General features: G+C 69.6%; 14 protein-coding genes. 3 read left to right on the top strand and 11 right to left on the bottom strand.

The window, feature by feature from the left end; translation table 11 throughout:
• Window positions 1–17: 17 nt before the first annotated feature.
• Entirely contained in the window at window positions 18–563 is a 546-nt protein-coding gene (locus tag KCH87_RS38235; protein ID WP_210592478.1) for a GNAT family N-acetyltransferase, read from the top strand.
• A 3-nt stretch (window positions 564–566) separates the two neighbouring features.
• Here KCH87_RS38235 and KCH87_RS38240 read toward each other — a convergent pair whose 3' ends face one another.
• From KCH87_RS38240 to KCH87_RS38275, 8 genes are all read right to left on the bottom strand, one after another.
• Window positions 567–2,099, bottom strand: a complete 1,533-nt coding sequence (locus KCH87_RS38240) for a type IV secretory system conjugative DNA transfer family protein (RefSeq protein WP_210592479.1) — start codon at window positions 2,097–2,099, stop codon at window positions 567–569.
• Window positions 2,100–2,114: 15 nt separating this feature from the next.
• Window positions 2,115–3,536, bottom strand: a complete 1,422-nt coding sequence (locus KCH87_RS38245) for an ATP-binding protein (RefSeq protein WP_210592480.1) — start codon at window positions 3,534–3,536, stop codon at window positions 2,115–2,117.
• Between the two features lie 6 nt (window positions 3,537–3,542).
• Window positions 3,543–5,099: an SCO6880 family protein gene (locus KCH87_RS38250; RefSeq protein WP_210592481.1), complete on the bottom strand. Its 1,557-nt coding sequence runs from the start codon at window positions 5,097–5,099 to the stop codon at window positions 3,543–3,545.
• On the bottom strand, window positions 5,096–6,430 hold the full coding sequence (locus tag KCH87_RS38255; RefSeq protein WP_210592482.1) for a hypothetical protein: 1,335 nt from the start codon (window positions 6,428–6,430) through the stop codon (window positions 5,096–5,098). The genes KCH87_RS38250 and KCH87_RS38255 overlap by 4 nt, the downstream gene beginning before the upstream one ends.
• Window positions 6,420–7,259 (bottom strand): hypothetical protein, encoded by an 840-nt coding sequence (locus tag KCH87_RS38260; RefSeq protein ID WP_210592483.1) that lies wholly within the window; start codon window positions 7,257–7,259, stop codon window positions 6,420–6,422. The genes KCH87_RS38255 and KCH87_RS38260 overlap by 11 nt, the downstream gene beginning before the upstream one ends.
• Window positions 7,260–7,414: 155 nt before the next feature.
• Window positions 7,415–7,723: a hypothetical protein gene (locus tag KCH87_RS38265; RefSeq protein WP_210582519.1), complete on the bottom strand. Its 309-nt coding sequence runs from the start codon at window positions 7,721–7,723 to the stop codon at window positions 7,415–7,417.
• A 333-nt stretch (window positions 7,724–8,056) separates the two neighbouring features.
• Window positions 8,057–9,337 carry a S53 family peptidase gene (locus tag KCH87_RS38270; RefSeq protein ID WP_210592484.1) on the bottom strand — a complete coding sequence of 427 codons (1,281 nt, stop codon included), beginning with the start codon at window positions 9,335–9,337 and terminating at the stop codon, window positions 8,057–8,059.
• Between the two features lie 230 nt (window positions 9,338–9,567).
• Complete coding sequence (locus KCH87_RS38275; protein WP_210592485.1) at window positions 9,568–10,173, bottom strand: TetR/AcrR family transcriptional regulator; 606 nt, start codon at window positions 10,171–10,173, stop codon at window positions 9,568–9,570.
• Between the two features lie 89 nt (window positions 10,174–10,262).
• Between KCH87_RS38275 and KCH87_RS38280 the strand changes: the two genes are divergently transcribed.
• Window positions 10,263–11,192: an oxidoreductase gene (locus KCH87_RS38280; protein WP_210592486.1), complete on the top strand. Its 930-nt coding sequence runs from the start codon at window positions 10,263–10,265 to the stop codon at window positions 11,190–11,192.
• A gap of 32 nt (window positions 11,193–11,224) precedes the next feature.
• Here KCH87_RS38280 and KCH87_RS38285 read toward each other — a convergent pair whose 3' ends face one another.
• A complete protein-coding gene (locus tag KCH87_RS38285; RefSeq protein ID WP_247197435.1) occupies window positions 11,225–11,413 on the bottom strand; it encodes a hypothetical protein in 189 nt (62 codons plus the stop codon).
• A 189-nt stretch (window positions 11,414–11,602) separates the two neighbouring features.
• On the opposite strand from KCH87_RS38285, the gene KCH87_RS38290 reads away from it, so the two are divergent.
• Complete coding sequence (locus KCH87_RS38290; RefSeq protein ID WP_210592487.1) at window positions 11,603–12,361, top strand: PIG-L deacetylase family protein; 759 nt, start codon at window positions 11,603–11,605, stop codon at window positions 12,359–12,361.
• A 22-nt stretch (window positions 12,362–12,383) separates the two neighbouring features.
• Here the strand turns inward: KCH87_RS38290 and KCH87_RS38295 are convergent, their stop codons facing one another.
• Both KCH87_RS38295 and KCH87_RS38300 read right to left on the bottom strand, forming a co-directional pair.
• Window positions 12,384–13,151 carry an SDR family NAD(P)-dependent oxidoreductase gene (locus KCH87_RS38295; protein ID WP_210592488.1) on the bottom strand — a complete coding sequence of 256 codons (768 nt, stop codon included), beginning with the start codon at window positions 13,149–13,151 and terminating at the stop codon, window positions 12,384–12,386.
• 92 nt (window positions 13,152–13,243) lie between these two features.
• Window positions 13,244–14,533, bottom strand: a complete 1,290-nt coding sequence (locus KCH87_RS38300) for an RNA polymerase subunit sigma-70 (RefSeq protein WP_210592489.1) — start codon at window positions 14,531–14,533, stop codon at window positions 13,244–13,246.
• Window positions 14,534–14,535: the final 2 nt, after the last annotated feature.

Here is a 14,535-nt window from a genome sequence, read left to right on the forward strand (position 1 = left end):
CAGCTACGGTGGCAGTCATGAACTACAAGGTCCGTTCCATACGTGCCGACGAGTGGCCCGCGGTGAAGGCACTGCGGCTTGTCTCCCTACAGGATCCCGTGGCGCATCTCGCTTTCCTGGAGACCTACGAGCAAGCCGCAGCCCATCCCGACTCCTTCTGGCAGGAGCGGGCCGTCAGCAGCGCCGATGGAGCACCCGATGCGCAGCAGATCATCGCTGAGGGGCCGGACGGGGACTGGGTGGGGACACTGACCGTGCTGATGGAGGAGGCCGGGGGGACCGACTGGGCCGGCTTTCCCGTCGAGCGCAAGCAAGGTCATGTTGTCGCCGTGTTCGTACGGCCTGACCACCGTGGAATCGGGCTCACCGAGGTGCTCATCGACGCCGGCCTGGAGTGGGCGTGGGCGCATGGTGCCGAGCGGGTGAGGCTCATCGTGCATGAGGAGAACGGCCGGGCCCAGCGGCTGTACCGGAAGGTGGGGTTCGAACCGACCGGGGTGACCGTGCCGTTGACGCAGGCTCCGGGAGCGTCCGAGTTGGAGTTCGCGATCGAGCGCGAATGACGGCTACACCGGCAGTTCGTCGTGCGGCCAGCGGGTGCGGGCCTGCTCCCGGGAGCGGAGCAGGGCCAGGGTGGGCAGGCCCCGGTCCGCTCCGGTGGCCAGCAACTCCGGCAACTGGGGAAGCGGAGCCACGGCGGCGACGTCGTCCAGGACGAGCGTCAGTGGTGGGTCGAGGCGACCGGAGGATGACCGTTCGGCCATGTGCCGGCCGCGCTCGACCACGCTGGAGACGAGGGCCGTCAGGAGGGGCATCGCGCCGGGATTCGTCCTGGGGTCCTCGATGGATTCACCCACCACATAAAGCGTGCCCCCTTCGTCGAGGAAGGAATCCAGAACGAGGGCGTCGCTTCGATTGGGTGTGCAGGTCTCTCTGACGTTGATCGTGGAGAGGGAGGAGAGGGCCCTGATGGTCAACTCCTGTGCCATGTCCCGGCGTTCAGTGTGCGCCGTGAGGGCTGCCTCCAGTTCGCCCGCGGCTCCTGGGGCCGCCTTCGGGTTCGTACGGAGGGTTCGTACGGCGTCCTGGACCTGCATGCCCTGTGACCAGCGGTGGACGTGGCGGAAGGTGCGGCCGTCGATGGCGGCGGCGTGCAGATAGCTCCGCAGGAGCGTTTCGGCGGTGTCGGCCACCGCCTGGTCGATCTTCGCGGTCGGCCGGACCGGCACGAGCAGGGCCGCCGCTCTTGCGACCGCCGTCGCCTTGTCCTCGCAGCCGGTCGTGGGGGACCAGTGGAGGCGGGCGGGGGTGTCGCAGAGGTGCGTCGGGTCGTAGAGGAGGATCGGGCCGAGTTTGGCTCGGGGGTCTTTTGTGTCCTGCCAGACGGACGGGTTGGACGTGACTACGAGGGTGGGGCCTGCCGCGTCTCGTACGGCTTGGGTTGCGGTTGTCTGGCGGGTTTCCCTCGGGGCTACGAGGATGCTTTCCCACCCGACCACCCGTTCGCCGCCAAACAGAGAAGCAGGGGTCTGCAGCGCGTGGCTTGGGCTGTGTGGCGGCCGCGGGGCTTCGGGGGTTTGTGGCGGCTGCGGGCCCGTGGGGGGCAGCGGGGCGGTGTCGTGTGGCTGTGGGCTGTAGGAGTGCGTCGGAGTGGTGTGCTCGCCCAGCCTCGGGGTGGGTACGTCGTGAGGGGCCGGAGCCGGGGCCGCGGTTGCCGTCCGTTCCGCTCGCCTTCTTGCCCGTACCGCTTTCCACCTCGCCGCCGTGCCCATCACGAACACCGTCAGGACGATCAGGACCATCAGCTGGCCGATGAACAGGCCCCAGAAGAGGCCGTAGCCGGAGAGCTGGGCCGCGGGGGTCTCGGGCCAGGCGCCCGTGATGTCGCGTGGCCGGCCGATGAGTTGGCGCATGGCGAGCGGGGTGCGGGCGAAGGTCACGCCCTCGGGCCAGGCGCCGTGGGAGAACCAGCCGGCCAGACCCGCCGCCGTCCAGACCAGCACGGTCATGCCGAGGAGGAACCCGAGTATGCCGATCAGCAGTCCGTCGGGGATGCCGCCCTGGGCGTCCTGACGGTGATTGCGGTCGTCGTGTCTCATTTCACCACGCTCTTCTCACGCCACCGTTGACTCCGACGAGCCGTCCAGGTCGCCCAGGTGCTGTTCCATGAAGGCCGCCGCCCGCTCCTCCGCCTCCAGCTCGGCGGCGCGCAGGGCGTCGTCCGTGAGGTCGGTGGAGGACTCGGTCATCGCGCGGTCGGTGAAGACGAGGGGCCGTTCCGTCTCGGTGACCAGGTGTTTGACGACCTGGACATTGCCGTTGACGTCCCACACCGCGATGCCGGGAGTGAGGGTCGGGATGATCTCGACGGCCCACCTCGGTAGACCAAGCACCCGGCCCGTCGCCCTCGCCTCGTCCGCCTTCTGGGCGTAGATCGTCCGCGTCGACGCCATCTTCAGGATCGCCGACGCCTCCTTCGCCGCCGCCCCGTCCACCACGTCCGACAGGTGGTGGACCACCGCCACGAAGGACAGACCCAGTCGGCGCCCGAACTTCAGCAGCCTTTGGAAGAGCTGGGCCACGAAGGGGCTGGCGATGATGTGCCAGGCCTCCTCGACCAGGAAGATGCGCTTCTTCCGGTCGGGGCGGATCCAGGTGTGCTCCAGCCAGACGCCCACGATCGCCATCAGGATCGGCATCGCGATGGAGTTGCGGTCGATGTGGGAGAGGTCGAAGACGATGAGCGGGGCGTCCAGGTCGATGCCGACCGTCGTCGGGCCGTCGAACATGCCGCGCAGGTCACCGTCGACCAGTCGGTCCAGCACCAGTGCCACGTCCAGGCCCCATGCCCGTACGTCGTCTATGTCGACGTTCATCGCCTCGGCCGACTCAGGCTCGGGGTGTCGTAGCTGCTCGACGATGTCGGTGAGGACCGGCTGGCGTTCGACGATCGTCTCGTTGACGTAGGAGTGGGCGACCTTGAGGGCGAAGCCGGCGCGCTCGTCCAGGCCGTGGCCCATCGCGACCTCGATGATGGTCCGCAACAGCGCCAGCTGGCCCGTCGTCGTGATCGAGGGGTCGAGAGGGTTCAGGCGGATGCCGTGGTCCAGGGCGGCCATCGGGTCCAGCCGGACAGGAGTTATTCCCAACTCCTCCGCGATCAGGTTCCATTCGCCGACCCCGTCCTCGCCCTGTGCGTCGAGGACGACGACCTGGCGGTCGCGGAAGCGCAGCTGTCGTAGGACGTACGTCTTCTCCAGGGCCGACTTGCCGTTGCCGGACTCGCCGAGGACCAGCCAGTGCGGGGCGGGGAGCTGCTGGCCGTAGAGCTGGAAGGGGTCGTAGATGTAGCCCTTGCCGGAGTAGACCTCGCGGCCGATGATCACGCCGGAGTCGCCGAGGCCGGGGGCGGCGGTGGGGAGGTAGACCGCCTGGGCCTGGCCTGTGGAGGTGCGGACGGGCAGGCGGGTCGTCTCGACTTTGCCGAAGAGGAAGGACGTGAAGGCCTCGGTGAGGGCGGACAGCGGATCCCGCATCAGGTCCTACCTCCGGATGCCGGTGGCGAAGGGCAGTGTGTTCACGAAGGCGCGGTGGTGCTCGCGGTCGCACCACTCCAGCTTCAGATACGACTTTCCGGCCGAGGCCCTTATGGTCCGCTTGTCGCGCGCCAGGGCTTCCGGATTGCGGGAGGAGACGGTGATGTAGCCGACCAGGTTGACCCCGGCCGCGCCGCTCGCCAGGTCCTCTCCCCGCTGGTCCAGACGATTGTGGGAGGCGACGTCGCGCGGGTCGACGGTGCGGTTCATCTTGGCCTGGCGGGAGGCCTCGGCCTCGTCGTTCGTCTTTTCGGTCAGCATGCGTTCAATGGCTACCTCGGTGGGCTCGAGGTCCATCGTCACGGCGACCGTTCGGATGACGTCCGGGGTGTGGACGAGGAGCGGCGCCAGGAAGTTGACGCCCACCGGGGTCATCGGCCATTCCTTCACCCAGGCAGTGGAGTGGCACCAGGGCGCGCGGGTGGAGGACTCGCGGGTCTTGGCCTGGAGGTACGTCGGCTCCATGGCGTCCAGCTCGGCCGGCCACGCGTTGCGCTTCGTCATCGCCTGGATGTGGTCGATGGGGTGGTCCGGGTCGTACATGGAGTGGATGAGCGAGGCGAGCCGGCCTTGCCCGAGGGGCTGCCGTACGCGGATGTCGGCTTCCTGGAGCCGGGAGCAGATGTCGGTCAGCTCGCGCGCCATGACGACCGCGAGGCCCGCGTCCCGGTCGGCCCTGCCGCCGTGCGGGCGGGCCGCCCGTGCCATGGCGTTGGCCTCGGCGGCGAGCTCGCGCGTGTAGTGCATACAGGCGACGAGGTAGGCGCGGTGCTGCTCGCTGCTCGTCGACACCATCGACTGGAGCTGGTCGTAGGAATGCGTGAGCCACCCCGGTGCGCGTTCGTCCCCGCGTACGGCGACGTCCTTGGCGTGGGCGTCCGGGTCGGCGGGGAGGGTGCGGGCGAGCATCTGGAGCCGGGTGACGAAGCCGTCGCCGTTCGCCACGTGCTTGAGCAGCGTGCCGAAGCGGTCGACGAGGGCCTCCTGGTCCTCGCTGTCGCGCAGGCCGACGCCGGGGCCCTCGATCTCGATGGCGGCGGTGACGGTCTTGCGGTCCGCGTGCAGCAGTACGGCGATCTCGTCGGGGCCGAACGGAGCGGCGAGCCAGGTGATGCGGCCGATGCCCGGAGGCGGGCCGATCTCGATCTCACGGCCGTCGAGGTGGGTGCCGGCTTCGACGACGCCGGAGCGGTACACGGTCCCCCGCTTGAGGGTGCGCTTGTACGTGCGGTTGATCTCGAACCACTTGTAGATGGTCCGGCGCTTGTACGGCACGTAGACCGCCGCCAGCGCGAGCAGGGGGAAGCCCATCAGCAGCACGATGCGCAGGGACAAGACGGGGACGAGGAGCCCGCACATCATGCCGAGGAACGCGCCCGCGATGATCAGCGTGATCTCGCCGGACTCACGATTCCGGCCGACGATCGCGTTCGGCCGGGCGCGGCCGATCAGATATGTGCGGCGGGGCGTGACCGTATGGGACACATGGGACTCGGTCGTCAACGCCCTTCACCTCCCGTGCGCTTGGGGCTGCTGTTGCGGGTGTTGCTGGCGTGGGGCGTGTTGACGTTGCTGCTCGAACGGGGTGCGGGTGCGGCGGAGGGGACAGAGCCGCCGCCGTTCGAGTTGCGTGTGCTGTGCGCGGCGACGCCGCCGGAGGCCGGGTTGTCGGGGCGGGCGGTGTTCGACTGGCCGCCGCCACCGCCGCCGTTGTTGTCGGCCCGGGAGCTGTGCGTCTTGATGCCCTGTGCGACCAGGGTCGCCGGGGAGCTGATGACCGCGGCGGCCTTGCCTTCGGCGCCCTGCATGATGCGGTTGTTGCGGGAGCCGGCGATCTCGTCGCCGAAGCCGGGGACGAAGCGGTAGATCATCGCGGACGCGAAGATGGCCAGCAGGATGATGGAGAGGCCGGAGACGACGGCGGAGAAGGCGTCCGGTCCGTCGTCGGTGGACAGTGCGCCGGCGAGACCCAGCACGATCACGATGACCGGCTTCACCAGGATCACCGCGATCATGATGCCGGCCCAGCGGCGGACGTGACTCCACAGGTTCTTGTCGACCAGGCCCGCGTAGACGACGGTGCCGAGGAGGGCGCCGACGTAGAGCAGGGCGGCTCTGATCACCAGCTCCAGCCAGAGGACGCCGGCGGCGAGGATGCTCACCAGGGAGACGACGATCAGCATGATCGGGCCGCCGCCGATGTCCTCGCCCTTCTCCAGGGCGCCGGAGAACGTGCCGAAGAACGTGTCCGTCTGGTTGCCGGTCGTCTTTGCGAGGACGTCCGTGACGCCGTCCGTCGCCGATACGACCGTGTACAGGATCAGGGGCGTGAACGCGGACGCCAGCACCGTGAGCCAGAGGAACCCGATCGCTTCGCCGATCGCCGTGGAGAGGGAGACGCCTCGTACGGCTCGCTTGGCCACCGCGAGCAGCCAGAGGAGCAGCGTGAGGATCGTCGACGCCGCGAAGACGACGGCGTACTGCTGAAGGAACTTGGCGTTCGTGAAGTCGACGGTCGCGGTCGCCTGAACGGCGTCGCTGAGCTTGTTGACGGTCCAGGCGGCGGCGTCGGCGCAGCCCTTGGCCAGGGAGGAGAGGGGGTCGAGGGTGGAGGTGGGGTCGAGGGTGGTGGATCCACCGCCGGTGCCGCTGCTGTTGTCGCCGCGTTCGCAGTAGTCCTTGGCGGGGCCGACGATCAGGTCACAGTTGTCGTTCGACGGGGTCGGTGACGGGGTGGGTGCCGCGACAGCCCGGGTGGCCAGCAGCACGGCTGCGGTTTGTACGGCTGTGAGGGTGGCGGCGACTTTGAGTACGCGGCGCTGGCTACCGGGCATAGGTGAAGCCTCCGTACTCCTCAACTGCTTTGGCCATCTCGTCCGCGCTGGAGGCCTTGTTGTCTCCGGGGACGGGCGCAGGGCCGTCCTTCTGGGAGAAGCTGTCGACCTTCCAGTCGCTGTCGGTCCAGCGGAGCTGAAGCGTCATGGTGAACCAGTCACTGCTGACCGGGTCGGTCGACTGTTCCCCCGCCGTGCCGAAGACCCCGGTGCACCACACCTCGACGGTGGCCACGGAGTTGGTGTAGCTCGTGGCCTTGGTGCCGATCGGCATGGTGCGCGAGACGTAGGTGGAGCCCGCGGCCGCGTTGCCGTTCTCGTCCAGGCCGATGCTGCTGAGGAACTCCTTGGAGTACGCCCGATTGAACTTGTCCGCCAGGGCGGCCTGCTGGTCGGCGACGAAGACCTGCTGGACGATCTCGGCGCGGCGGGCGGGCTTGAGCATGTCGGCCGAAACCAGCGTCACCGCATAGTTGGCCGCCGCACTCTCCGCCCCCTGCTGATCCTGTGGGAACCCGGACGGAATCCCACCCGCCTCCGTCTGCACCGGCTGCTCCCCGCTCGCCGCCGTGCTCGACGTCTCCGGCTTGTCCGCGGTGTCTCCGCCGCCCGAAGAGGAATCGTCGCCTCCACGGTTGGCGAAAGCGATCGCGGCAATCAGGAGGACGACCACGCCGACCACCGTGACCAGGCTCCGTGAGGAGGACCGTGACCCGCGGCGGGCGCCGCCGTACACGTCACCGCCGCCGCCTCCTTCGGGCAGCCGCGTGCGGGTGTGGCCCGTGCCGCCGTAACCCCCGGAGGGCTCGTGCTCGTCCCCGAGACTCATGCGCCGTACGCCCCCTCGACGTCATAGCGGACCGCGTAGATGTACGACGGTAGCCGTGATGGTTCCCGCGCGGGCGCGGTGTGGTGACTCGACATCAGGGAGACGCAACCTCAGCCGGTTGGCACGACGGGTGGGGGAGAGAGAGGGGCAGGCGGCTAGACGGCCATGCCGTACACGATGGTGAACAGCGTGCCGAGTGAGCCGATGATGAAGACTCCGGTGAGGCCGGCGACGATGAGGCCCTTGCCCTGTTCCGCGCTGAAGGTGTCCCGCAGCGCTGTCGCGCCGATGCGCTGCTTCGCGGCGCCCCAGATGGCGATGCCGAGGCAGAGCAGGATGGCGACCGCCATGACGACCTGGATCATCGTCTTCGCTTCGGCCCCCAGTGCCCCGAAGGGACCCCAGTCCGGAGCGATCCCGCCGATGATGGTGTTGATGTCTCCCTTGTCGGCCGCAAAGAGCATGTAAGTCACCGCCCCTGTTGGGTAGTTCCGCGTCCCCCTGCGGTGCGCAGAGGTCAGGCCTCATTGTCGCCGACAATTCCGCTGTCGCATGTCGACTTGGCGTCATTGATGGGCGGGATTCGTACGAATAGCTCGTACGGTCACTCTGTGTATCACGGCACGTTACGCCGGGCAATGAGGCCTGAGCAGAACCTTCGTGTGGTTCCGTCGTTGACCTTTCTTATGATCACGCGCGGAAGGATGTTCTCCGGGTGAAGGCTATCCTCCGCCGCCCATGGCATACGAACGGGCCGCGGCTGAGCAGCCGCGGCCCGCAGGTGGGGTGACTGAGCGTCAGCCGGTGAAGGCGTCCAGGCCGGACGGGGTGCCCAGGCCGGTGGGGCCGTCGTAGCCCGAGGTGGCGGTGCAGAAGTAGCTCGTCGGGCAGGTGCCGTTCGAGCCGGTCGTCACGTCGTTGAGGGCGGAGGGGGCCGCGTACGGGAATTCGGCCGGGTAGGAGCCGCTGGACGGGGTGCCGGCCAGGGCGTAGACGGCCGCGATGATCGGGGCCGAGGCGCTGGTGCCGCCGAAGGTGTACCAGCCGGCGGTGACGCCGTAGGAGTCGTAGACCGAGACTCCGGTCGCCGGGTCGGCGACGGCGGACACGTCCGAAATCATGCGCTTGCCGCAGCCGGTGTCGGTCTGCCAGCTCGGCTTCGCGTCGTACGAGGAGCAGCCGGAGCCGGTGCCCTCGGTGCTGCTGGTGTTCCAGACGGACTCGGTCCAGCCGCGGGTGCCGGAAGAGGCGGCGAGCTGTGTGCCGCCGACGGACGTGACGTACTTCGACGCGGCCGGGTACTCGGCGCCGTAGCCGGCGTCGCCCGCGCTGACGGTGATGGCGACGCCCGGGTGGTTGAAGTAGGAGGAGTCGTAGCTGGTGTCGGACGAGGACTCCGAGCCGCCGTAGCTGTTCGAGACGTACTTCGCGCCCAGCGAGACGGCCTCGTTGACCGCCGTGCCCAGGTTGGCCATGGTCGCCGACTTGGCCTCCACCAGCAGGATGCTGCACTGCGGGCAGACCGCGCTCGCCATGTCGACGTCGAGGGAGATCTCCTGGGCCCAGCCGCTGTCGGCGGTGGGGAGGGAGGTGGTGGAGCCGGTCTGGCCGACCTTCTTGAAGCAGCCGCCCGCGGTGGTGCAGGCGGGGAGGCCGTAGTGCGAACGGTAGGTCGCGAGGTCGGCCTCGGCGTTCGGGTCGTCGTACGCGTCGACGATGGCGATGGTCTCGCCGGAGCCGTTGGAGGCGGCGGCGCTCGTCAGGCCGTAGGCGTCCTGGAGGTCGGAGGGGCCGTAGCCGGAGGGGGTCGCGGCGTCGGCGGCCTTCGGGGTGATGCCGTGCTGCTGTTGGAAGGCGGTGCGTCCGCCGGTGACGCGGAGGGAGTTGCAGGCGAGTTCGCCTGCCTTCTTGGGTGTGGCGCAGGGGGTGTCGGCCCAAGTCACCTTGGTCGAGGGGGTGGTGGCGTTCGCGGGGGCCGCGGTGCCAAGGCCGGTGAGGGCCAGGGCAGCGAAGGCGAGGGTGGCCGGCCGGCTCCATCTTCCGCGTCGGGAAGAGGAGTTGGGGGTCGAGGTACGCAACGTACAGCCTCCTGGCAGTGGTGGGGAGAGGCCTGCGGGTGGGGGACCGCCGGTTCGGTTCCCGGCGGGGGCGGCGGCCCGCGATGACGATCTCTTGTTGAGTACGCGACAACAAGATGGGTCCGGCAATCCTGACCTGCGCCTTACTGGAAAGGGGCGGAGGGGTTACCCGCCGATGGGGGATCGATGGCGGGCGGATGGGCGCCGCTTGACTCGGAACTCCCGTGCGGTCAGCGGGGCTTGAGGCCGTGGAGCAGGTGGTGGACCAGTTCGTCGACGCTGCCGAAGGCGGCCTCGGGGGTGAGCATGCCGGCGGCCGTCATCGAGGCGAGGCCGTGCAGCGTGGCGCCCATGAGGAGGGTGAGGTGCTCGGGGTCCCCCTCGATGATCTCGCCGCGCTTCTGGGCGTCGGCGAGCACGCGATCGAGCGAGCCGATGGTGCTGTCGATGCCGGCGGCCATCTGCTCGGCGGCGTCCGGTTCGTGCTTGCGGGCGTACATCAGCTCCAGCAGTGCCGCGTTGTCGATGGAGAACCGCAGATAGGCGCGGGCGAGTTCGTTGAGCCGGGGCTGGAGGGGCAGGGCCGGGTCGTCGGCGGCGTCCAGGGTCTGGGCGAGCCGGTCGTACCCGGTGAGCGCGAGGGCGTTGAGCAGGGCCCGCTTGTCCTTGAAGTGCCGGCCGGGGGCGGCGTGGCTGACGCCGATCTCGCGGGCCAGCTCGCGCAGGGAGAGTGCGGCGACGCCCTTCTCGCGGAGGGTGCGCTCGGCGGTGGCGAGCAGGGCGGAGCGCAGGTCTCCGTGGTGATAGGGGCGGCTGGCTGCGGGCATGGGCATCATCGTATCCCGATGTAGGCGACGCCATCTTTGTTGGCGCTGTCATCTTTGTTGCCATTGACAGCATTGTAGTCAGCGCCTACATTCGTGGCATGGATGAGAAGACGAGCAAGAACACAGGCAAGTGGAACGACACGGACCTCCCCGACCTCACCGGCCGCACGGCCGTCGTCACCGGGGCCAACAGCGGCATCGGTCTGACGGCGGCTGACGCCTTGGCCCGCGTGGGGGCGCATGTGGTGTTCGCCGTACGGGACCTGGAGCGCGGGCGGGCGGCGGCGGCGACCGTGCGCGGCAGTACGGAGGTACGGCGCCTTGACCTGGCCGACCTGCGGTCCGTACGGGACTTCGCGGCCGGGTGGCGGGACCCGATCCACGTTCTGATCAACAACGCCGGTGTCATGATGCTGCCGCGGCAGCAGACCCGGGACGGCTTCGAGATGCAGTTCGGCACGAACCATCTGGGCCACTTCGCGCTGACGAACCTGCTGCTGCCGTACGTCCAGGACCGGGTGGTGACGGTGTCGTCGGGCGCGCATCGCTGGGGAGCGGTGACGATCGACTTCGATGATCTGAATCTGACGGCCGGGTACACGCCGCGCCGGGCCTACGCCCAGTCCAAGCTGGCGAACCTGCTGTTCACGCTGGAACTGCAACGCCGTCTGACGGAGTCGGGTTCGCCGGTGCGGGCCTTCGCGGTCCACCCGGGGTACGCGGCGACCAAGCTTCAGAGCCATGCGGCGAACCCGGTCCTGCGGGCCTTTATGGCGATCGGCAACAGGTTCATGGCGCAGGACGACAGGGCGGGCGCGCTGCCCACCCTGTATGCGGCGACGCAGGATCTGCCGGGTGCGAGCTACGTCGGGCCTGACGGGAGGGGCGAGATGCGTGGCGCGCCGACGCTGGTGGGCCGTACGAGGGCGGCGAGCGACCCGGCGGAGGCCCGCCGCCTGTGGACGGTGTCGGAGGAGCTGACGGGGGTGAACTGGCCGTCGAGGCAGCCGGCCGCCGCACAGCGATAGCGAGGCGGACCGCCAGGCCGTCTACCTCACGGTCACTCCGGCTGCGTCACGGTCAGAGCCCACCGAATGTTCTCCGCCGAGGCGTCCACGCCCACGGTGAAGGACCCAGAACCGACCACCCCGGCGTCCATGGTCACCGAGCCCACCCCCGCCGTCCCTGCCGGACAGTCGACCGAGAACGCGGCAACCTGCGCCCCCTGCCACTCCATCGTCACCTGCACGTTGCCGCCCCCCTCGCAGGCCCCGTCACCGCACCCGTCAGCGCGCAGGCCACCAGTGCCGTCACGGCCAGAGCTTGACTCGGCCGTCTCAACTTCGCACCCCTGTCGATGAGTTGCGGAACCCGCAGTCTGACGTGACGCGTGATTTCGTACATGAGTATCGGTACTCATGAGAGGCGGTCGATGCCGATGTCGGTGCCGAGCCTGCTCGGCGTCTTCGCTCATCCGGACGACGAGTCCCTGTCCTCCGGCGGCGTGCTGGCCCGGCACGCCGCCGCCGGTGCTCGGACGGCCGTGGTGACGGCGACGTGGACCGAGGGCACGCGGCGCGGCGGAGAGCTCGCCGAGGCGCTGCGGATTCTGGGGGCCGGTGGGCCGCGGATGCTCGGCTATGCCGACGCGCGGGTGCCGCAGTCCGCCCCGGGCAGGCCGCGGCTGTGCGACGCGCCGATCGACGAGTCGGTGGGGCGGCTGGTGGCTCATATCCGCGAGTTCCGCCCGGAGATCGTGGTCACCCACGACGCCTACGGTGGCCTGACCGGCCACCCCGACCATGTGCACACGCACCGGGTGACCGCACTCGCGGTGCAGGCGGCCGGGCTGGAGAGGCTCTTTCCCGATGCCGGTGGACCCTGGCGGCCGAGCGCCCTCTACCTGGCCACGCACCCGCACTCGGCGCTTCCGGCCCTGGCGGAACTGGCCCGTGCGGGCAAGGGCATGAACACCGTTCCGGACGAGCTGATCACCGCGACCGTCGATGTGAGCCCCTGGCTGGAGCGGAAGTGGGCCGCCGTGCAGGCCCATCGCACCGAGGTCGAGCGGGGTGCCGCACCGGGCCTGCTCGCCGGTTTCCCGGCGGCCGTGCGGGAACGGTTCCTGTCCACGGAGTGGTACATCCGCCAGGACACGGTCTCCATGGCGCCGGCCGGGACGGAACTGACAGTTTGAGCATGGGTGACCCGGTGCTCGGTCAGCTCGCGAACATTCCGGCGGTCGCGTTGACCCAGGTGCCCGTGATGGCGGCACCGCCGTCGGAGGCGAGGAACGTCGCCAGTGCGGCGATGTCCGCGATCTGCGGCGAGCGCTTCGTCATCCGCAGGCTGTCCAGGTGGGAGCGGATGCCCTCCACCGCGGCCTCGTCCATCGCCGGGGCGCCCGCGCCGGTGAGTTTCTCGGGGGTCAGGCTGTCGGTGACGCCGGCCGTCCAGATCCCGCAGACGCGGACGCCGGCCGGGCCGACCTCCTGGGCGAGCTGGCGGATCAACGCGTCGATCGCGCCGTCGGCCGCGGCGGTGCCGCCCATCATCGGGCTGCCGTTGGCGGACCCGCTGTCCAGGGAGAGGATCACGCCCGAGCCCTGTGCGGCCATCCGGCGTGCCGCGGCCCGCGCGGTGATGAACTGGCAGGTGATCCCCTGGGTCACCGGACGCGTGTAGTCCTCCACCGACATCTCCGTCAGCGGTACGCCCTGGAAGTCTCCCCGCGGCACCAGGTTGACGGAGATGTCGATCCGTCCCGCCCGCTCGACGACCGACGTCGCGTGGGCCTCGACGGCTTCCTTGTCCCGCGCGTCGAGCACGTCGTACTCGGCGCCGGTCTCCGCGGCGACCTTCCGCAGGGTGTCCTCCGTACGGCCGGCGAGGAACACCCGTGCCCCCGCCTGTACATACGCCTTCGCGACTCCCGCGCCGAGGGAACCGGCTCCGCCGTAGATGACCGCGACCTTGTTGTTCAGCATGGCTCTTCGCCTCCTGAAGGGGAGCGCCGGGTGCGCCCGTCACTCCATGGGACGTGCAGGACGGGAAAACTCATCGCGGCAGCGGGAAATCCTCAGAGTGTCATCGGCAGCCCGAACGCGGGGAACAGGTGCGGCTCGAAGGTGGTGATCTGGGCGATACGACTCTCCTCGACCCGCAGTACGTCGATCAGCTGCGCCCGGAACACGCTGGTCCCGGGCCGCCGCAGATAGCCGGCGACCGCCAACTGGCCGTTGGCACGTACCGGCAGGTGCCGCCAGTGCCCGGCGAACATCGGCGACGCCGGATCCAGGTTCGGCCGTACGAACGCGAACATCGCGTCTCGCGAGGTGAACCAGAACGGGTTCGGCGGCATGGTGAGAACCATGTCCTCCCGGACCAGCTCGACCATGGCGTCGATGTCGGCCTGGGCCGCCGCGTCCATGTAGCGCTGGAGCAGTGCCAGGTCCTCGGCACTGGGCGCGGTGGCCGACCAGTCCTCGCGCCGCCCCGGCAACGCCTGCCGCAGGGCCGAACGGCCGCGCTGCACCGCGCTGTTGGCCGAGGGGACGCTGGTGTCCATCAGCTCGGCTGTCTCCTGGGCCGACCATCCGGCGACGTCACGCAGGATCACCGCAGCGCGCTGGCGTGCCGGGAGTTGCTGGATGGCGGTGAGAAAGACCAGTTCGAGGGTCTCGCTTGCCACGGCCTGCTCGTCGGGCTCGTGCTCGGGCGCGGGGGCCTCGGGCAACTGGTCGTCCGGGAACGGTTGCAGCCACGGCACCCGTGGGGGCGGCGGGCCGTCTCCGGAGTCCATGCCGGGTACGGGTTCATAGCGGGTCGGGCGCCGGTTCTGCTTGCGCAGGAAGTCGAGGCTCAGATGGGTGGCGATCTTGTACAGCCAGGCTCGCGGGTTGTCGACGCCGTCCAGGGTCTCGCGGGCACGCCAGGCCCGTAGGAAGGTCTCCTGGGTGAGGTCCTCGGCCTCGTCGTACGAGCCGAGGAGCCGGTAGCAGTGGACGCGGAGTTCGCGGTGGTGGGCCTCGATGAGGGCCGTGAGGGTGTCGTCCTCGCCGGATTTCGTCACGTCGGCGGGTGTGACGCTTTCGGCCGCCTCACGTGCCTCGCGGGCGAGACGTCGTAGCTGGGCGAAGCGCGGTGACAGGGCCTCCACGTCGGCCTGGAACGCGAGCGCGGGTTCCAGGCGCAGTCGGGTCAGCCGGTCCCCGAGGTCGGACACCAGCTCCCGGGCGGGTACACCGGCCGGCCGCCGCCGCTCGCGGTAGGCCCGCTGTCGGCATGCCTGCGAGCAGTACGACGCGGTCCGCCCCGGTCCGCCGCCGCTCTCGATCGGGCGCCCGCAGGCTTGGCAGCGTGCTGTCACGC

This window comes from Streptomyces sp. GESEQ-35, assembly GCF_017948485.1.
Classification (GTDB): domain Bacteria; phylum Actinomycetota; class Actinomycetes; order Streptomycetales; family Streptomycetaceae; genus Streptomyces.